Genomic DNA, 19,204 nt, shown 5'->3' on the forward strand with positions numbered 1-19,204 from the left:
GGTTCGGCCGCCAAGGCCCACACACCCGCGTCAGTATTTCGGTTCGGTAACGCGAACTCATATGCTTAGCTGGTGCCTTTGTAAGGATTTGGGGGCGAGTAGTCGTGAGGAAACCGGTAAATGAGTAGTGTTCTGACAATCCGCGGAGGCGTCCCGCTAACTGGCCGTGTCAGCGTCCGCGGTGCCAAGAACCTTGTGCCCAAGGCCATGGTGGCCGCGCTGTTGGGCAACGAGCCCTCCGTGCTGCGGAACGTTCCGGAAATCAAGGACGTCGAGGTTGTCACCAGCCTGCTCCAGCTCCACGGCGTCACCGTGGACAAGGACCCCGTCACCGGCGACCTGACCCTGGATCCGAAGGCGGCCAAGACGGCGTCCAGCACGGCGATCGACGCCCACGCCGGCGACTCCCGGATCCCCATTCTGTTGTGCGGGCCCCTGATCCACGCGATCGGCGAGGCCTTCATCCCGGACCTGGGCGGCTGCAAGATCGGCGACCGGCCCATCGACTACCACCTGGACGTGCTGCGGCAGTTCGGTGCCGTCGTCGAAAAGCGCCCGGGCGGCATCCACATCTCCGCGCCCAAGGGGCTGCACGGGGCCAAGATCTCCCTGCCGTACCCCTCCGTCGGTGCCACGGAGCAGGTCCTCCTGAGCGCAACGCGGGCCGAGGGCATCACAGAACTCTCCGGTGCCGCCACCGAGCCAGAGATCGTCGACCTCATCGCCGTGCTCCAGAAGATGGGCGCCATCATCAGCGTCCAGACCGACCGGACCATCCGCATCGAGGGTGTCCGCGACCTCGGCGGCTACAACCACCGTGCCCTGTCCGACCGCAACGAGTCGGCCTCCTGGGCATCAGCAGCGCTGGTGACGCGCGGGGACATTTTCGTCGAAGGCGCCTCGCAGCGGGACATGATGACCTTCCTGAACACCTTCCGCAAGGTGGGCGGCGGCATGGACATCGGCGAGGACGGCATCCGGTTCTACCACCGCGGCGGAAAGCTCAGCCCGCTCGTCCTGGAAACGGACGTCCACCCGGGCTTCATGACTGACTGGCAGCAGCCCCTTGTCGTGGCGCTGACCCAGGCCGAGGGCGTGTCCATCGTGCATGAGACCGTCTACGAGAACCGCTTCGGCTTCACCGACGCCCTCATCCGCATGGGCGCCAGCATCCAGGTGCACCGCGAATGCCTGGGCAGCGTCCCGTGCCGTTTCGGGCAGCGGAACTTCCTGCATTCCGCGGTCATCTCGGGTCCTACACAGCTCAAGGGAACCGACATTGACGTCCCGGACCTTCGGGGCGGCTTCAGCCACCTGATCGCCGCCCTGGCGGCCACCGGCACCTCGCGGGTGACCGGAATCGACATCATCAACCGCGGCTACGAGCGGTTCACCGAAAAGCTGGCCGGTCTCGGCGCCGACTTCGACATTTCGTCGGCCAAGTAGCGGGGGCCCGGTGAAGGAATCGGCCAAGAGCCACATAACGTTCGTGATTATCGCCGGCATTGTCCGGCCGGTCCTGAACCTGGTCATGAACAACAAATGGGAGGGCACGGAGAAGCTTCCCAAGGGGGGCTTCATCGCCGTTCCCAACCACTGCACCGAGATCGACCCCCTCGTGATCGGGCATATGCTTTACAGCCAGAAGCGCGCCCCGCATTTCCTGGCGAAGTCGGGGCTGTTCAAGGTACCGGTGGTGGGTGCCGTGCTCCACGCCACCAAACAGATTCCGGTGGAACGCTCGACGGCGGGAGCTAACCGCTCGCTGCGGCTCGCCCAGGAGATTGTCGCCGAGGGCGGGGCGATCATCATCTATCCGGAAGGCACCCTGACCCGCGATCCCGACCTGTGGCCGATGAAGGGCCACACCGGCGCCGCCCGCCTCGCCCTTGAGTCCGGCATCCCCGTGGTGCCGATGGCGCACTGGGGCGCGCACGAGCTCTTTCCCCGCTACGCCAAGCGGTTCAACCTGTTCCCGCGTAAGACATCCAGGATCCGGATCGGCGACCCCGTTGACCTGTCCCGCTTCGCCGGCCGGCCCCGCGACAAGGCCACCCTGGCGGAGGCCACTGACGTCATCATGGGGGCCGTGACCGGCCTGCTGGCCGACCTCCGCGGGGAGCAGCCGCCGGCCCGGCGCTGGGACCCTTCCGCCCACAACCAGACGAAGCACGGCCGCGACGTCGAGCGGGGCGGGAAATGACGCCTGTGCACGCCCGGCCCGGCTCCGCCGTGTCCGTGGCGGTCCTGGGCGCCGGCTCGTGGGGCACCACCTTCGCGAAAATCCTGGCCGACGCCGCCACTGCCTCCGGCGTTGAGCGCAGCATCCGGCTCTGGGGGCGCCGGGAGGAAGTCGTAGCCGAGATCAACGGCAACCACCGCAACCCCCAGTACCTGGCAGACATTGACCTTCCGCCGAGCATCACCGCTTCCACCGACGTGGCAGACGCGCTGTCCGGAGCCGACCTCGTGGTCCTTGCCGTTCCGGCGCAGTCGCTGCGCCTTCAACTGCGCAAGTGGAAGCCCCTGATCGGGCCGGATGCCCTCGTGGTGTCCCTGATGAAGGGCCTCGAACTGGGCACCGACGCACGGATGAGCGAGGTGATCGCCGAGGAGCTGGACATCCCTGCCGACCGCATCGCCGTCGTCTCCGGCCCCAACCTTGCCATGGAGATCGCCCGGGAGGAGCCCACGGCCTCGGTGGTCGCCTGCCCTGACGCCGCCGTGGCCGGCTGGATCGCCAGAAGCTGCACCGCCCCGTACTTCCGTCCCTACACCACCTCGGACATCGTGGGCGTCGAGATCGGCGGCATCGTCAAGAACGTCATCGCGCTGGCCGTGGGCATCTGCGAGGGAAAGCAGATGGGGGACAACACCAAGGCTTCCGTGATTACCCGCGGCCTGGCCGAAACCTCCCGGCTGGCCCTCGCACTCGGCGGCAAAGCCCACACTATGGCCGGCCTGGCCGGCCTGGGGGACCTGGTGGCCACGTGCTCGTCGCCGCTGTCCCGGAACCACACCGCCGGCCGCCTGCTGGGACAGGGGCTCACGCTGGATGAGGTTGCCCAGAAAATGACCCAGACAGCCGAAGGCATCAAGTCAGGCCAGGCCGTCCACGAACTGGCCGGCAAGCTCGACGTTGAAATGCCCATCACGGCGGCCGTCGTTGCGGTCCTCGCCGGAAAATTGTCCGTTGACCAACTCGGGCCGCTGCTGCTGTCCCGGGAACTCAAAGCCGAAGGCGATTACTGACAGTGTCGGAAGAAAACTTGACCGCAGCGGACAAGACCAACCAAAGCAACACACCGCAGGGCGGGACGGCCCAGCCGAAGCCGCGGGTGGCCGTCCTCTTTGGCGGGCGCTCCAGCGAGCACGCCGTCAGCTGCGTGACCGCGGCCGGAGTGCTGGGGGCCATCGACCGGAACAAGTACGACGTCGTGCCCATCGGCATTGCCAAGTCCGGCCAGTGGGTGCTCGCATCGGGGGACACGGCACAGTGGTCCCTGTCCGCGACGGCGCTTCCGGAGGTTCCGCCGTCGGCCCGGACGGTCAGCCTCACGGAGATCGGGGGAGAGCACCAGCTCATCGTGACGGCCCCCAATGAGGTGCCGCAGGAACTTGGGGCAGTGGATGTTGTGTTCCCCCTGCTGCACGGACCGTTCGGCGAGGACGGCACCATCCAGGGACTCCTGGAGCTTTCCGATACCCGCTATGTCGGAGCCGGCGTGCTGGCCTCGGCCGTGGGCATGGACAAGCACTTCATGAAGGTGGTCTTCGAAGCGGCTGGCCTGAAGGTTGGCCCCTACATAGCGGTGACCGACCGGCAGTGGCGCAACGACCCCGAGTCCGTTCGCAAGCAGGTTGATCTCCTGGGCTTCCCGGTGTTCGTCAAGCCCGCCCGCGCCGGATCCTCGATGGGCATCTCCAAGGTTGACTCGCTTGACGGCCTGGACGCAGCCATCGAGTCAGCCCGCGAGCATGACCCCAAGCTGGTGATCGAGGCAGGCATCGTGGGCCGGGAAATCGAATGCGCCGTGCTTGAGGGCCGTGGCTCCGACGTGCCCCGGACGTCGCTGCCCGGCGAAATCTCTGTGGCCGGCGGCGAGCACGAGTTCTACGACTTCCAGGCAAAGTATGTCGATGACGCAGCCGCCCTGAGCTGCCCCGCGGACATGCCCGAGGAAGCGATCGCCCGCGTCCGCGAGCTTGCCGCTGCGGCGTTCGACGCGGTCGGGGGCGAAGGCCTGAGCCGGGTCGACTTCTTCTACACCCCCGACGGCGACCTCATCATCAACGAGATCAACACCATGCCCGGCTTCACGCCCAAAAGCATGTACCCGCAGATGTGGGCGGCCACCGGCCTGTCCTATCCGGAGCTCATCGACGAGCTGATCCACCTGGCGCTGACCCGGAAAACCGGCCTGCGCTAGTCCCCACCGGCACCCTAACCTCGCTCCGCTTCGGCCAGGGAACCCTGCCGGCGTGGGCCCAGCGGCACCTGCTTACTTGCTGGTGGGCAGGTCCTGCAGGTCCTCCTGGCCCACGCACTTGCGGCTGGCCTTGATCTTCGCGGCCGCGCCGGACAGGTCAGCCAGGACGGTGGCCGAGCTGATCTTGTCCGGATCCATCAGGATTTCCGTGGCGGGTTCCCGGCCGTAGGTGGTCAGCGTCCACACCGGGCTGCCCTCCTTGATGACCCAGTCCACGTCGTTGACGCTGACGCAGCGGTCCGTCGTGGGGCCAGGGACGTTGACCCCGCACCGCAGGACCACCTGCGACGGGTCACCCCAGGCAGCTGTGGCCTGGCTGTTCGTCTTCCGCAACCGTGCGTCGCCGATGGCATCCGGAAGCGCCACCATCATGGGCGCACAGGCCGGATTGGCTGCATCGGCGGCGGGGGCAACGTCGACGGCGGGTGAACAGCCGCCCAGGGCCAGTCCTGTCACGGTGGCGGCCACTGCAACCTTCAGCGTGCGGACGGATTTCTGGGCGAGCGGAAAATGCATCCTTCAAGCCTATCGTTCCGGGAGAGCCGGACTGACGCCGAAGTGCCGCCAGCGCTCGTTGGACGGCGGCCTCCCCACAGGTCAGCTAAAAATGTCTGACCGTGGCGGTAGCGTAGTGGCGTGCCCCAAACACCATTGACTGTCGCCCAACTGTCCGAAGCGGAGCTTCTGGCACGGATTTTCCCGCGCCTGGAACTCAACGCCCTGCACAGTGCCGCCGTGGTCCTCGGACCGGGCGACGACGCCGCCATCGTTGCCGTTCCGGACGGCAGGACCGTCATCAGCATCGATACCCAGGTCCAGGACCAGGACTTCCGGCTTGAGTGGAACAACGGCTACCGGACCACCGGCTACGACGTCGGATGGAAGGCTGCAGCGCAAAACCTCAGCGACATCAACGCCATGGGCGCGTCGGCAACCTCCATGGTGGTCAGCCTAACCATGCCCCCGGCCACGCCGGTCGGATGGGTCGAGGACCTGGCGGACGGCCTCACGGCCGCCATCAGCAAACTGGGGGCGGGGGCCTGCTCCGTCGCCGGCGGCGACCTCGGCCGCGGCCGCGAACTGTCCGTCACCGTTGCAGTCCTCGGCACGCTCGACGGCGGCCAGCCTGTTCTGCGGTCGGGTGCCCGGGAAGGCGACACGGTGGCCATCGCCGGACGGGCAGGCTGGGCCGCCGCCGGGCTGGCGCTGCTGGAGTCCGCCCATCATGTGGGTTCGCTTCCACCGGAACTGCTGCCGCTCCTTGAACTTCAGTGCCGTCCGGAGCCGCCCCTGGACGCCGGGCCGCTGGCGCGCAAGACCGGAGCCACAGCAATGATGGACATTTCCGACGGCCTGGTGCGGGACGGCACCAGGCTGGCCGTGGCCAGCCATGTTGTGCTGGACTTGGATGCCGGGCAGCTGGCCGCGCTCTCCGAGCCCCTCCGTCCGGCAGCCACCCTGCTCGGGACCGACCCTCGCGCCTGGGTACTCGGTGGCGGCGAAGACCACGGGCTCCTCGCCACATTCCCGGCGGCCATGCAGGTGCCGCCCGGGTTTACTGGGATAGGCTCAGTACAAGCCTGCGGCGCAGATAAAGCGCCGGGCGTGACGATCGCGGGACGTCCCGCTGACTCCGTGGGATGGGATCACTTTGCAGACTAAGGTTGCCGCGAACGCGCAAGCGATGAAGAGGTGGATGGGCAAGGCCGAAACCGCACTGGGCAACCACAGCGACCGCCTCAATGCCATCAATATCTTCCCTGTAGCCGACGGCGACACCGGAACCAACCTCTACCTCACGGTCCGTGCCGCGCACCGCGCGCTGCAGGATGCCGCGCCCGCCGACGCCGGCCAGGTCCACGTCCAGGTCCCGGTGCCGGATCAGGGTGCGCCGGAACTGCTGGGGCAACAGACTCTCAACCAGCCGGTACCCTCCAGTCAACAGGCACAGCTCAATGACGTGGGCGCCGTCCTTGCGCGCGCCGGCCACGCAGCCATGGAACAGGCCAAAGGGAACTCCGGCACGCTCTTCTCGGTGTTCCTCTGTGCCGCGGCCGAGCCTCTGGCCGGGCATGCCAGGCTCACCTCGTCGCTCCTCGCCGCAGCCCTGAACCGGGCGCAGATCAGGGCCTGGTCCGCGCTGAGCGACCCCGTTCCCGGCACCATGCTCTCGGTGATGGAGGCGGCGGGACGGGCCGCAGCCGCCGTCGACGCCGGCCAAAACGGCAACGACAGCAACCACGCCCTGGGCCTGGTCCTGGACGCGGCCGTCGAGGCCGCCCTCGAGGCCGTGGTCCGCACGGAGCGTCAGCTCGATGCCCTGCAGGCCGCCCACGTGGTGGACGCTGGCGGCGTGGGAATGCTGCTGATCCTCGATTGCCTCCGCTCGGCGGTGCTCGGCGAGGAACTTCGCAGCGAACTGCTGGACGGCCTGCACGGGTACGACCTGCAGGACCCCCACATCCACGCCGACATGCCGGACGACGACGGCGTCGAGGTCATGTGCACCATCAACCTCTCCCCGCTGGACGCCGCCACCCTCCGGCAGCGCCTGGATGAACTCGGGGACTCCGTGATCATGAGCCAGGTTGGCCCCTCGGCGGACGCTGAGGGCCGGTACCGGTGGCGGGTCCACGTGCACGTCCCGGGTCCGGCCCCGGCCCTAGGGCTGATCAGGTCGCTGGGCGATCCCGCGGACGTGTCCGTCAGTGAGCTCGCCCTGCCCCGGGATCCGTCAGGAGAAGTGAGCGCAGAGGGAAGATGAACGTCGAACTGGAACTCGGCCTGGAGCGGCGGATCGGCAAACGCTCCGCGGCCGTGATCGAGAAACACCTGGGCATCACCACGGTGGGTGGCCTGCTCAACTACTATCCGCGCCGCTACCTCAACCGCGGCGAACTGACGCCCATCAGTGAACTGCCGCTCGATGAGGAGGTCACCCTCATCGCCAGCGTCACCTCCAACAGCACCCGGCAGATGCGCGCCCGGAAAGGCTCCATCACCGACGTCGTCATCACCGACGACGGCAGAACGGGCACGCTGAAAATCAGTTTCTTCAACGGCCGCCGCGCCAAGGCCGAGCTGCTGCCCGGCCGGAGGGCCATGTTCTCCGGGAAAGTGACGCGCTACGCCGGTTCGCTGGGACTCACCAACCCGAACTACCAGCTGCTGGACGAGGACCCGGACGTCCCCGGCATGGACCCGGAGAAGCTCGCGGCCATGCCCATCCCGGTGTACCCGGCCACCGCACATCTCACCAGCTGGTCCATCCAGAAAGTCGTGTCCGCCCTGCTGGACACCGCTGACCTGGACGCCCTGCCGGATCCGCTGCCGGCGGCCATTTCGGCCCGCGAGAGATTCCTGCCGCTGCCGGAGGCCTACCGGCGCATCCACACCCCGGAGACGGCGCAGGACTGGGGCAAGGCCAGGGACCGGTTCCGCTACCAGGAGGCCCTGGTCCTGCAGTCCGCCCTTGCCCGCCGCCGCGCCCAGCTTGCTTCCGAGGAGGCCACCGCCCGGCGTCCCGTGCCGGAGGGACTGCTCGCAGCCTTCGACCGCCAGCTGCCGTTCACCCTGACCGCGGGCCAGTCCGCCGTCGGCAAGACCCTCTCGGCGGAGCTGTCGCAGGACGGGCCCATGAACAGGCTGCTGCAGGGTGAGGTGGGCTCCGGCAAAACCATCGTGGCGCTGCGGGCCATGCTCCAGGTGGTGGATGCCGGCGGACAGGCGGCGCTGCTGGCGCCCACCGAGGTGTTGGCGGCGCAGCATTTCGATTCCATCCGGCGCACCCTCGGCGAGCTGTCCCGCGACGGACTCCTGGGCGGGCTGGGTGAGCACACTGTGCAGGTCAGCCTGCTCACCGGCTCCATGCCCACCGCCGCGCGCAAGCAGGCACTGCTCGACGCCGCCTCCGGCACGGCCGGGATAGTCATCGGCACGCACGCCCTGTTGAGCGACAACGTCACCTTCTTTGACCTCGGCCTCATCGTGGTGGATGAGCAGCACCGCTTCGGCGTGGAACAGCGTGATGCCCTGCGGGCCAAAGCCAGCAAGCCGCCGCACCTGCTGGTCATGACCGCCACCCCGATCCCCAGGACCGTGGCCATGACGGTGTTCGGCGACCTCGAAACGTCCGTGCTTGACGAGCTGCCGGCCGGCCGGGCGCCCATCACCACCCATGTGGTGGGGCTCGCGGAGAACCCCGCCTGGGCGGCCCGCATCTGGTCCCGTTCCCGTGAGGAGATCGAGGCCGGACACCAGGTGTACGTCGTGTGCCCCAAGATCGGGGCGGACGACGACGGAGACTTCACTCCTGGTGAAGCGGAACCTGACCCCGGGGAACTGGAGGGGGACGGGGCCGCGCGCGAACTCGCCTCCGTGACCGCCGTCGTCGAGCACCTCAAGGAGGAGCCGGCCCTGGCGGGAGTGGCGCTGGCGCCGCTCCACGGACGCCAGGACCCGGTGCTGAAGTCCGAGACCATGGCGTCCTTCACCGCCAACCAGACCAAGCTGCTGGTTTCCACCACCGTGATCGAGGTGGGCGTGGACGTGCACAACGCCACCCTGATGGTCATCCTGGATGCGGACCGCTTCGGCATCTCCCAGCTTCACCAGCTCCGCGGTCGCGTGGGCCGCGGCGGGCTGCCCGGGACGTGCCTGCTGGTGACCACGCTCGAGCCGGGCCACCCCAGCCGGCGCCGGCTTGACGCCGTGGCGGCCACCACCGACGGATTCGAACTGTCGCAGGAGGACCTGAAGCTGCGCCGCGAGGGCGACATCCTCGGCGCCTCGCAGTCCGGTGGCCGGTCCACGCTGAAGCTGCTCCGTGTACTGGAGCACGAGGACATCATTGCCCGAGCACGGCAGGACGCCCAGAAGATCGTCGCTGCAGACCCAGGGCTGGCCGGCTATACGGCACTTGCCGAGGCCATTGACGAGTACCTGAATCCCGAGAAGGAGGCGTTCCTTGAGCGCGGCTAGCACCAACCCCCTGCCACCCGGGCCGCCGCAGGCGGGGGCCGGGGCGTGAGCAGGATCGTGGCCGGTGCTGCCGGCGGAACCCCGCTGGCCAACGTTTCGGGGTCACTGACGAGACCCACCACGGACCGCGTCAAGGAGGCCCTGTTTTCCCGGCTGGACGCGTTCAACGTGCTCGGCGGCGCGCGCGTCCTGGACCTGTACGCCGGGTCCGGCGCGCTTGGAGTGGAAAGCGCCAGCAGGGGAGCGGAAACGGTGGACCTCGTGGAGTTCGACGCGAAGGCCAGCGCCGTGTGCCAGCGGAACGCCGACCTCATCAACGGGGTCCTGGGCCGCAAGGCCGTCACGGTGCACCGCTCCAAGGTCGAGTCCTTCCTCGACCGCGCGGCCGAGGACGCCGCATGGGACGTTGCGTTCCTGGACCCGCCGTACCCCCTGGACGAGCCCGCGCTGGCCTCTGTGCTGGAGAAACTTGCGCCGCACCTTAACGACGGGGCAGTGGTGGTGGTCGAACGGTCGTCCCGCGCCACCGAACCCGGCTGGCCTCAGGGCCTGGAGCGCTTCGCGGACAAGAAGTACGGCGAGACCCGGCTCTGGTACGCCGAACCGTCCAGCGGCCAGGACGTGGATCTTGCGGTGGAGGCCGGGGACTGAGCTCCCGGTCGGACAGCCGGCCTAGCCGAACAACCGGTCCAGTTCCACGCCTGCCAGGACCTTGGCCGGATGGGGTCCGCGGGCCGTGAGGGCTGCGGTCCACTGGGGGGGCCACGGCGTCCTGGTTCCGGCAAGGATGATGTTCCCCGGATACTTTCCCGTGAACATGCCCGATTCGGCGCAGGCGGCGACGTCCGTCATGGCCCTCCGCAGCGCGGCCACCTGGCTCCGGACGAGCGTCAGGCCCGGCTCGTCGCCGACATTCACGATCAGCACGCCCCGCACCGAGAGAAGCGCCGCGGCCTCCACGTAGAACTCGGTGCAGGCGATGTGCCCCGGCGCCTCGGGGCCGGAAAAGATATCCAGGATCACGACGTCGAAACGCAGGTCCGCGGGCAGCTCCGCCAAGGCGGCGCGAGCATCGCCGATGACGGTATGCAGCTCGGTGCCCTCCGGCAGCGGCAGCCGCTCCAGGACGAAGTCCAGCAGCTCCCGCTCCAGTTCCACCGCGTACTGCACGGAGCCGGGACGGGTCGCCTGGATATACCGCGCCAGGGTCAGGGCGCCCGCGCCCAGGTGCAGCGCACTGATGGCTTCACCCCACGGAGCGGCGAGGTCCACGACGTGCCCGATGCGGCGCAGGTACTCGTAGAAGATGTCCTCGGGGTCGGCCAGGTCCACGTGCGACTGTTCGGCCCCGCCGATGCTGAGCACGAATCCGCCGTCCGTGTAGGCATCGGGCTCGATCACTGCATGCTGGCCGGTGGCGCGCAGGAAGCGCGAGGCCCGGGAGCCGCCGTCGGCCATCGTCAGAGCCTGTCCCGGAGGGTGGCCAGCCGCGCAGCGGCCTCCTCGAGGACTTCCTCGCGCTTGCAGAACGCGAACCGCAGCAGGCTGCGCGTCCGCTCAGCGCCCTCGGGATGGCAGAACACGGGCACCGGGATGGCTGCCACGCCCACCAGCCCGGGCAGGCGCCGGGCCAGGTCCACGGAGTCCCGGATGCCCAGCGGCGATGTGTCCACGTTGACGAAGTAGGTGCCGTCGGGTGTGAAAACCTCCAGGCCGGCTGCTCGGAGCCCCTCACCCAGGATGTCGCGTTTTTTCCGCAGGGTGGCGGAGATGCCCTGGTAGAACTCATCGGGCAGGGCAAGCCCGGTGGCGACGGCACTCTGGAACGGGGTGCCGGAACTGTAGGTGAGGAACTGCTTCACCGTACGGACCGCGGACACCAAGTGCTCCGGGCCGCTCAGCCAGCCGATCTTCCAGCCGGTGAACGAAAATGTCTTGCCTGCCGAGGAAATGGTGACCGTTCTGTCGGCCGCCCCCGGCAATGTGGCCACCGGGATGTGGCTGACGCCGAAAGTGAGGTGCTCGTAAACCTCGTCGGTGATGATGATCGCGTCATGCTTCCGGGCGAGTTCGACGACGCGCTGAAGCACCTCGCGCGGGAAGACCGCGCCGGTCGGGTTGTGCGGGTTGTTCAGCAGCACCACCTTGGTGCGGTCGTTGAACGCCGCCTCGAGGGCTGCCGAATCGGGAAGGAAATTGGGGGCCAGCAGTGGTGCGGTGACATGCTTGGCGCCGGAGAGACCGATGATGGCGCCGTAGGAGTCGTAGAACGGCTCGAAGGTGAGGACCTCATCGCCCGGGCCAACGAAGCCCAGCAGGGACGCCGCGATGGCCTCAGTGGCGCCGGTAGTGACGATGATTTCGGTGTCCGGGTCCGGTTCCAGCCCGTAGAACCGGTTCTGGTGTGCGGACACTGCCGTCCGGAGTTGGGGGATTCCCTTGCCGGGCGCGTACTGGTTGGAGCCCTCGGCGATCGCGGCCTGGGCGGCCGCCTTGATCTCCGCGGGGCCGTCCTCGTCAGGGAACCCCTGCCCGAGGTTGATGGCGCCGGTCTGCATGGCCAGCGTGGTCATCTCCTCGAAGATCGTCACGCCCAAAGCTCCGTCACTTGCCAGCAGGTTCGCCCCGGTGGCCGCACGCTGCCAGGGCGCCGGAAGTGGTTGTGTCATTGGGTTCCTGCCTGTCTGTTCAGCCGCGGCCCCGTGCGCGGCCGGTGCCCAAGTCATGGTATCCCGGCCCGCGGATACTGTAGGTTCGGAGCATGAGACGCGCCGTATGCCCAGGCTCCTTCGACCCGATCCACAATGGACACCTCGAGGTCATCGCCAGAGCCGCGAGCCTGTTCGATGAAGTGATCGTCGCCGTGTCCACCAACTATGCCAAGAGGTACCGCTTTCCTTTGGAGGAGCGGATTGAGATGGCGCGGGAGACGCTGGCCTCGCTCCGGGGCATCATCGTGGAACCCGTCGGGGAGGGACTGCTGGCGGAGTACTGCCGGCAGCGCGGGGTGTCCGCCATCGTGAAGGGACTGCGGTCGTCGTCGGACTTTGACTATGAACTTCCCATGGCGACGATGAACCGCCAGCTGAGCGGGGTGGAGACCGTGTTCCTTCCGGCGGAGGCGCACTACCTGCACCTGTCTTCCACGCTGATCAAGGAAGTGGCAACCCTGGGCGGGAGTGTGTCCGAGTACGTTCCCAGGTCGGTGCTGAAACGGCTTCTTGCGGGCGGCGCGCCTTAGGCCGGCCCGCCCTCCAGGGGGTAGGCTTGTGCGGTACGTTTCCGGTGCACGCCGGCCGCGTGCCCCGGCGTGGCATCCGGTTTGAGTCCGTCAGGGAGTTCAGGCTAAGATGGTACGTCGGTCATATGTTCAACAGGAGTTCTCATTAAACGAGATGCAAGTTCGCCCTTGATGCTTGACGTCAAGGACCTCGGACGCAGTCCGGGGAGCATGCGTACACTGACGGAACATGTACCCGCGCCGAAAGATCTCGGCGTGGCGCTCATTGGCGTTCAGGAAGGCTCGGATGTCGAGCTCGACCTGAGGCTTGAGGCCGTACACGAAGGAATTCTGGTATCAGGAACCGCCCTTGCCGAAGTAAAAGGTGAGTGCGGCCGATGCCTGGATCCCCTTGCGTATGACCTTGAGGTCAATGTGCAAGAACTTTTCTTCTATGAAGGCGCCCTGCCTTCGGACGAGGAAGACGATGAAGAGCAACGTCGAGTCGAGCACGATCTGATCGATCTTGAGCCGGTGTTGCGGGACGCAGTTGTTACCATGCTGCCGTTCCAGCCGGTGTGCCGGGAAGACTGCCAGGGTCTGTGTTCCGAATGCGGAGCGCGCCTGGAAGACGAGCCGGGGCACCACCACGAGGTCGTAGATCCTCGCTGGGCTGCCCTAGCTGATCTGGCTAAGCCTGACCGGCAAAATTGATTTGTAAGTGTTTTTCTAGAGAGAAATGAGTTAGCCGTGGCTGTTCCCAAGCGGAAAATGTCTCGCTCGAATACCCGCGCCCGCCGCTCCCAGTGGAAGGCAACTGCCCCCCACCTGGTGAAGACCGTCGAGAACGGACAGGTCACCTACAGCCTGCCGCACCAGGCAAAGGTCGTTACCGACTCGGCTGGCACTGCGCTGTTCCTTGAGTACAAGGGCCGCAAGGTCGCGGACGTCTAATCGGCCCCCAAGCTGATCAGGATGTCTTCAACTGAAGAGCTTCTGAAGCGTCTCGGTGTCTTCATTGACGCCGGGACGCTTCGTCTTGCTCTGACACACCGTTCGTACGCCTACGAAAACGGCGGCATACCCACCAACGAGCGCCTTGAGTTCCTGGGCGACTCCATCCTGGGCTTCTCCGTCACCGACGCGCTGTACCGCGATAATCCGACGCTCCCCGAGGGTGACCTCGCCAAGCGCCGGTCCGCCGTGGTGAGCACGCGAGCCCTCGCCGGCATTGGCCGCAGCCTGGGCATCGGGGACTATATTTACCTCGGCCAGGGGGAGAAACTCACCGAAGGCAAGAACAAGGCGTCGATACTGGCCGACACAATGGAAGCCCTCATTGGCGCAACCTACGTGTCCAACGACATCGAGACCGCCCGCCAGCTGGTGATGCGCCTCGTCGGTCCGCTCCTGATGGACGCTGCCGCGCTCGGTGCCGGCACGGACTGGAAAACCAGCATCCAGGAGCTGGCCGCAGGACGGCAGCTGGGCAGCATCTACTACGCCGTCGAAGGCTCCGGCCCGGACCACGCGCGTACCTTCGTCGCCGAACTCCAGATCGGCGGAACTGCCTACGGAAAGGGCTCCGGCCACTCCAAGAAGGAAGCCGAGCAGGAAGCTGCCGCGGATGCCTGGCGGACGCTCTCGGGGGCGGCGGCGAAGGGTTCCGGCACGGAATCCGAGGCTGCCGCTGCCGAGCCGGCAGCGGCAGGTGCTCCGGCGCCATCGGACTCCGCCGCGGGCAGCTAGGCGTCCGTGCCTGAACTACCCGAAGTCGAGGTGGTCCGCCGCGGCCTGGTCAACTGGGTACGCGGCCGGACCATCACCGCCGTCGACGTTGTGGACCCGAGGTCCGTGCGCCGGCATGCCCTGGGGCCCGAGGACTTTGCCGGGAACCTTGAGGGAGCCAAAGTCCTTGATGTGGTACGCCGCGGGAAATTCCTCTGGATGCCGCTGCAGGAGGACGGTACGGCCGCCTCTGGCTCCGATTTTCTCAGCACCGAATCCGGCAGTTCAGGGGTGCCGGGCATAGCCCTCATGGCCCACCTTGGCATGAGCGGGCAGCTCCTGATGCAGGACAGTACCGCCCCGGACGAGAAACATCTCAAAGTCCGTCTGCGGCTTAGCCCGGCCGCAGGCATGCCGGCGGAGTTGCGGTTCGTGGACCAGCGGATCTTCGGCGGCCTGTTCGTCACCGCGCTCGTCCCCACAGACGACGGCGGGCCCGGCGGGCTTGCGGAGGAGCCGGTGCCGGTCATCGCCGAGGAGGCCTCGCACATTGCGCGTGACCCGTTGGATCCCTATTTTTCCTTTGACGCCTTTTACCGCCGCCTCCGGCAGCGGAAAACCGGGCTCAAACGTGCGCTTCTGGACCAGGGGCTTGTCTCCGGGATCGGCAACATCTACGCGGACGAGGCCCTCTGGCGGGCAAAGCTGCATTACGCGCGGCCCACCGACACCCTCCGGCGGGCAGAAGCCGAGCGCGTCCTCGCCTCGGCCCGCGAGGTGATGACGGACGCCCTGGCCGCTGGCGGCACCAGCTTCGATTCCCTTTACGTCAACGTCAACGGCGCATCCGGCTACTTTGAGCGGGCCCTCAACGCCTACGGCAGGGAAGGGGAGGAATGCCGGCGCTGTGCTGCCGCCGGGATGGTCAGCATCATGAAGCGCGAGCAGTTCATGAACCGTTCCTCCTATACCTGCCCCGTCTGCCAGCCGCGGCCGCGCAACGGCCGCTGGTGATCAGTGCCACCTAGTTTGGGAAGGCCCGGAGGGCCGCAAATCCGGGGTTCCCGGCCTGCTTGCCGCTAAATTTGGTGGTGGACAAGAAGCCGCTGCCGCCACCTATGGAGATCTGAAAAACCTTGCACCTCAAAAGTCTGACCGTCCGGGGCTTCAAGTCGTTTGCGTCGGCTACGACGTTCGACTTTGAACCTGGCGTCACGGCAGTCGTGGGGCCCAACGGCTCGGGCAAGTCCAACGTGGTGGACGCCCTGGCCTGGGTCATGGGGGAGCAGGGCGCCAAAACCCTCCGGGGCGGCAAGATGGAGGACGTCATCTTTGCCGGCACGTCCGGCCGTCCGCCGCTGGGCCGCGCGCACGTCTCGCTCACCATCGACAACACCGACGGCGCACTGCCCATCGAGTACAGCGAGGTCACCATCTCGCGCACGCTCTTCCGCACCGGCGGTTCCGAATACGCCATCAACGGCTCGTCGTGCCGTCTGCTGGACATCCAGGAACTCCTCTCCGACTCCGGGCTCGGCCGCGAAATGCATGTCATCGTGGGGCAGGGGCAGCTGGACCGGGTCCTGCACGCCACTCCCGAGGACCGCCGCGGCTTCATTGAAGAGGCGGCCGGCATCCTCAAGCACCGGCGGCGCAAGGAGAAGACCGTCCGCAAGCTGGAGGCAATGCAGGCAAACCTGCAGCGGCTCAGCGACCTGACCGGGGAAATCCGGCGGCAGCTCACACCGCTGGGCAAGCAGGCCGAGGTGGCACGGCGCGCGCAGACCGTCCAGTTCGAGGTCCGCGATGCCCGGGCCAGGCTGCTGGCCGATGACCTGGTCCAGCAGCAAAGCACCCTGGCGCAGGACATCGCGGACGAGTCCGCGCTCAAGGCGCGGCGCGCCGTCGTCGAAACCCAGCTGGAAGAGGGCCGCCGGCGCCAGGCCTCCCTCGAGCAGCTTGCGGCGGAGGCGACCCCGCAACTGAACGCCGCGCGTGACACCTGGTACCAACTGTCCGCCGGTCGGGAGCGCCTGCGCTCCCTCGCATCCCTGGCCCAGGAGCGCTGCCGCCTGCTGGGCTCAGCGGATCCCGCGCCGGAGCCCGGCGGGGACCCGGAGCAACTGGAGCGGCAGGCCGCACGGGTCCGCGGCGAGCAGGCGGAGCTGGAACAGGACATCCTCGGGGGGCGCGCCGCGCTGGAGGCCGCAACTGCCGCCAAGTCATCCGCTGAGGCTGCCGCCGCGGCCGAGGAGAAGCGGCTCACCGCTGCGCTGCGCGCCGCCGCTGACCGGCGTGAGGGCCTGGCACGGCTGGCCGGCCAGGTGGGTGCGGCGCGGTCAAAGGTGGAATCCGCCCAGGCAGAGGTCGGCAGGCTGCGCGAATCCCTGGCTGCCGGCGATGAGCGCCGCCGGCATGCCCAGTCCGAGTTCACCGCGCTGGAAACGCAGGTGGCAGGTGTTGAGCACGGGGAGGAAACCCTTGATGCGGAATACGAGGATGCCAGCGCCGCCCTCGACGGCATCCTCGCGGAAATCGATTCGCTCAAGAACACCGAACGCGACGCCGTCCGCCAACGGGATGCCCTGAAGGCACGGCACGAGGCGCTGCAGCTGGGTCTCAACCGCAAGGACGGTTCGGAGCATGTCCTCGGTGCCGCTGCGGCTGGCACCGTCGGGCCCCTGGCGACGGCCCTGACCGTTGAACCGGGGTATGAGGCCGCCGTCGCGGCAGCCCTGGGCAGCGCTTCGGACGCCATCGTGGTCCAGGACGCCGCAACGGCCGCCGCGCTGGTTCGCCTCCTCAGGGATGACGACGCCGGCCGGGCCACGCTGCTGCTCGAGGCCGCGCCTCCTCCCGCAGGAACGTCTGCTGCAGGATCCGCTGCCGCAGGCGGCGCCGCGAGTAGTGGCCTGCCGGCTCATGCCCGCCCGGCCGTGGACCTGGTGACGGCCTCCGGAACCACGGCGGCTGCCGTATGCGCACTGCTCGCTGCCACGGCCATCGTCGAGGACCTTGACGCCGCGGCGCACCTTGTCGCCGGGCGCCCGGACCTCACTGCAGTGACCCTGGCAGGCGACGTGCTCACCGCATGGACCGTCACCGGTGGTTCAGCAAAGGTGCCCTCACTGCTTGAGGTGCAGGCCGCCGTCGACGACGCCGCGTCCCGCCTGACGGCGGTCACCGCCGGACTGGAACAGTGCCGCTTTGCCCTGGCCGCCGCGCAGGCCCGGCGCGCCGAGGCGCAGGAACGGACTGACGCCGCCCTGGAGCGCCTGCACGAATCTGATGCGCGGCTGGCCGCAGTGGCAGAACGGCTGGGCCACCTCAACTCGGTCCTGCGCAGCGCCGTCGGCGAAAGTGAACGGCTGGCCGCATCGCTGGCGCGTGCCGAGGCCAGCATCGCCACCGAGCAGGACGCCCTCGCAGCGGTGACCGCCCGGCTGGCGGCGGCCCAGGACGCGCCCGCCGAGGACGAACCCTCCACGGAGCAACGGGACTTGCTGGCACTGGCCGCGTCGCAGGCACGGTCCGCTGAAATGGAGGCCAGGCTGTCCCTGCGCAGCCGTGAGGAACAGCTTACTGCCATCCGCAACAGGGCCACTTCGCTGGAACGCGCGGCAGCCTCGGAACGCCGGGCCCGGGAACAGGCGGCCGAACGGGCCCGCCGCCGGCGTCTCCAGGCGAAGCGGGCGGCGGCTGTCTCGGCGGCGGCCGAGCAGCTGATCCAGTTCAGTGACGTTTCCGTTGAGCTGGCTGGCGGGGTGCGGGACCATGCCGAGCACGTCCGGGAGCAGCGGGACCGGGAACTGGCTGGCATCCGCACGGCCAACGACGCCCTGGCCCGTGAACTGGCGGAGCTGACCGATTCGGTGCACCGTGACGAGCTGGCACGTGCCCAGCAGCGGCTCCGGATCGAGGCGCTGGAAACGAAGTCGGCCGAGGAACTGGGGCTGACTGCGGAGCAGCTCGTGGCAGATTACGGGCCGGACCAGCCCGTGCCCCTGCCCGCTGCCGCTTCCACGGACAAATGGGCGGCGCTGCGGGCGCCGGTCGATGCCGATGGCAAGGCGCTGGTGCAGGGCGTGCCATTCGTCCGCGAGGAGCAGGAAAAAAGGCTGCGCAAGGCAGAACGGGACCTGTCATCGCTGGGCAAGGTCAACCCCCTCGCGCTGGAGGAGTTCGCAGCGCTGGAGGAACGCCACCAGTTCCTCAGCACTCAACTGGAGGACCTCAAGGCCAGCCGCAAGGACCTGCTCGACATAATCAAGGAAGTGGATGACCGCGTGCAGAAGGTCTTCTCGGAGGCCTTCGCGGACACCTCGGCCCAGTTCGTGCGGGTCTTCGGGCGGCTCTTCCCCGGCGGGGAGGGCAGGCTGGTCCTGACCGATCCCGCGGACATGCTCACCACCGGCATCGAGGTGGAGGCCCGGCCCGCAGGCAAGAAAATCAAGCGGCTGTCCCTGCTGTCCGGCGGCGAAAGGTCCCTGACCGCGGTGGCCCTGCTTGTGGCCATCTTCAAGGCCAGGCCCTCGCCGTTCTACGTCATGGACGAGGTCGAAGCTGCCCTCGATGACACCAACCTCGGCCGGCTCATTACGATTTTCGAGGAGCTCCGGGAATCCAGCCAGCTGATCGTGATCACCCACCAGAAGCGGACCATGGAAGTGGCCGATGCGCTCTACGGCGTCACCATGCGGGGCGACGGCGTGTCCACCGTTATCAGCCAGCGCCTGGGAGCGGACGTCTAGGGGACTTCCACGACGACGGCGGCCGTGGCCTTCCG

17 protein-coding genes are annotated in these 19,204 nt (G+C 67.9%); 14 read left to right on the plus strand and 3 right to left on the minus strand.

Annotation, left to right across the window (positions count from 1 at the left end):
• Positions 1-120: 120 nt before the first annotated feature.
• The 4 genes from murA to AC1DFE_RS02470 are packed head-to-tail and all read left to right on the plus strand — an operon-like array spanning position 121 to position 4,430.
• Positions 121-1,446 carry a UDP-N-acetylglucosamine 1-carboxyvinyltransferase gene (gene murA, locus AC1DFE_RS02455; RefSeq protein WP_476904317.1) on the plus strand — a complete coding sequence of 442 codons (1,326 nt, stop codon included), beginning with the start codon at positions 121-123 and terminating at the stop codon, positions 1,444-1,446.
• A gap of 10 nt (positions 1,447-1,456) precedes the next feature.
• Entirely contained in the window at positions 1,457-2,203 is a 747-nt protein-coding gene (locus tag AC1DFE_RS02460) for a lysophospholipid acyltransferase family protein (RefSeq protein ID WP_476904318.1), read from the plus strand.
• On the plus strand, positions 2,200-3,252 hold the full coding sequence (locus AC1DFE_RS02465; protein ID WP_476904319.1) for an NAD(P)H-dependent glycerol-3-phosphate dehydrogenase: 1,053 nt from the start codon (positions 2,200-2,202) through the stop codon (positions 3,250-3,252). The genes AC1DFE_RS02460 and AC1DFE_RS02465 overlap by 4 nt, the downstream gene beginning before the upstream one ends.
• Before the next feature lie 17 nt (positions 3,253-3,269).
• A complete protein-coding gene (locus AC1DFE_RS02470; protein ID WP_476904320.1) occupies positions 3,270-4,430 on the plus strand; it encodes a D-alanine--D-alanine ligase family protein in 1,161 nt (386 codons plus the stop codon).
• 72 nt (positions 4,431-4,502) lie between these two features.
• Here AC1DFE_RS02470 and AC1DFE_RS02475 read toward each other — a convergent pair whose 3' ends face one another.
• The gene (locus AC1DFE_RS02475) at positions 4,503-5,006 is read right to left on the minus strand and encodes a DUF3515 family protein (RefSeq protein WP_476904321.1); all 504 of its coding nucleotides are present in this window, start codon (positions 5,004-5,006) and stop codon (positions 4,503-4,505) included.
• Positions 5,007-5,126: 120 nt separating this feature from the next.
• Between AC1DFE_RS02475 and AC1DFE_RS02480 the strand changes: the two genes are divergently transcribed.
• The 4 genes from AC1DFE_RS02480 to rsmD are packed head-to-tail and all read left to right on the plus strand — an operon-like array spanning position 5,127 to position 10,121.
• On the plus strand, positions 5,127-6,152 hold the full coding sequence (locus tag AC1DFE_RS02480) for a thiamine-phosphate kinase (RefSeq protein ID WP_476904322.1): 1,026 nt from the start codon (positions 5,127-5,129) through the stop codon (positions 6,150-6,152).
• A 22-nt stretch (positions 6,153-6,174) separates the two neighbouring features.
• Complete coding sequence (locus AC1DFE_RS02485; RefSeq protein ID WP_476904323.1) at positions 6,175-7,254, plus strand: DAK2 domain-containing protein; 1,080 nt, start codon at positions 6,175-6,177, stop codon at positions 7,252-7,254.
• Entirely contained in the window at positions 7,251-9,470 is a 2,220-nt protein-coding gene (locus AC1DFE_RS02490; protein ID WP_476904324.1) for an ATP-dependent DNA helicase RecG, read from the plus strand. Before AC1DFE_RS02485 ends, AC1DFE_RS02490 begins: the two co-directional genes overlap by 4 nt.
• Before the next feature lie 45 nt (positions 9,471-9,515).
• Positions 9,516-10,121: a 16S rRNA (guanine(966)-N(2))-methyltransferase RsmD gene (gene rsmD / locus AC1DFE_RS02495; RefSeq protein ID WP_476904325.1), complete on the plus strand. Its 606-nt coding sequence runs from the start codon at positions 9,516-9,518 to the stop codon at positions 10,119-10,121.
• A gap of 21 nt (positions 10,122-10,142) precedes the next feature.
• Here the strand turns inward: rsmD and AC1DFE_RS02500 are convergent, their stop codons facing one another.
• Positions 10,143-10,928, minus strand: a complete 786-nt coding sequence (locus AC1DFE_RS02500; protein WP_476904326.1) for a spermidine synthase — start codon at positions 10,926-10,928, stop codon at positions 10,143-10,145.
• 2 nt (positions 10,929-10,930) lie between these two features.
• The gene (locus tag AC1DFE_RS02505) at positions 10,931-12,139 is read right to left on the minus strand and encodes an aminotransferase class I/II-fold pyridoxal phosphate-dependent enzyme (protein ID WP_476904327.1); all 1,209 of its coding nucleotides are present in this window, start codon (positions 12,137-12,139) and stop codon (positions 10,931-10,933) included.
• Between the two features lie 92 nt (positions 12,140-12,231).
• Between AC1DFE_RS02505 and coaD the strand changes: the two genes are divergently transcribed.
• The 6 genes from coaD to smc all read left to right on the plus strand — a co-directional run bounded on the left by coaD (position 12,232) and on the right by smc (position 19,169).
• A complete protein-coding gene (coaD, locus tag AC1DFE_RS02510) occupies positions 12,232-12,711 on the plus strand; it encodes a pantetheine-phosphate adenylyltransferase (RefSeq protein ID WP_476904328.1) in 480 nt (159 codons plus the stop codon).
• A gap of 168 nt (positions 12,712-12,879) precedes the next feature.
• On the plus strand, positions 12,880-13,404 hold the full coding sequence (locus tag AC1DFE_RS02515) for a YceD family protein (protein ID WP_476904329.1): 525 nt from the start codon (positions 12,880-12,882) through the stop codon (positions 13,402-13,404).
• Positions 13,405-13,440: 36 nt separating this feature from the next.
• Positions 13,441-13,644, plus strand: a complete 204-nt coding sequence (gene rpmF, locus AC1DFE_RS02520) for a 50S ribosomal protein L32 (RefSeq protein ID WP_009356569.1) — start codon at positions 13,441-13,443, stop codon at positions 13,642-13,644.
• A gap of 21 nt (positions 13,645-13,665) precedes the next feature.
• Positions 13,666-14,439 carry a ribonuclease III gene (gene rnc, locus AC1DFE_RS02525; RefSeq protein ID WP_476904330.1) on the plus strand — a complete coding sequence of 258 codons (774 nt, stop codon included), beginning with the start codon at positions 13,666-13,668 and terminating at the stop codon, positions 14,437-14,439.
• A gap of 6 nt (positions 14,440-14,445) precedes the next feature.
• Positions 14,446-15,432 (plus strand): bifunctional DNA-formamidopyrimidine glycosylase/DNA-(apurinic or apyrimidinic site) lyase, encoded by a 987-nt coding sequence (mutM, locus tag AC1DFE_RS02530; protein ID WP_476904331.1) that lies wholly within the window; start codon positions 14,446-14,448, stop codon positions 15,430-15,432.
• A 122-nt stretch (positions 15,433-15,554) separates the two neighbouring features.
• Positions 15,555-19,169, plus strand: a complete 3,615-nt coding sequence (gene smc / locus AC1DFE_RS02535; RefSeq protein ID WP_476904332.1) for a chromosome segregation protein SMC — start codon at positions 15,555-15,557, stop codon at positions 19,167-19,169.
• The last annotated feature ends 35 nt before the right edge of the window (positions 19,170-19,204 follow it).

Source organism: Arthrobacter sp. 05T423, from assembly GCF_056396245.1.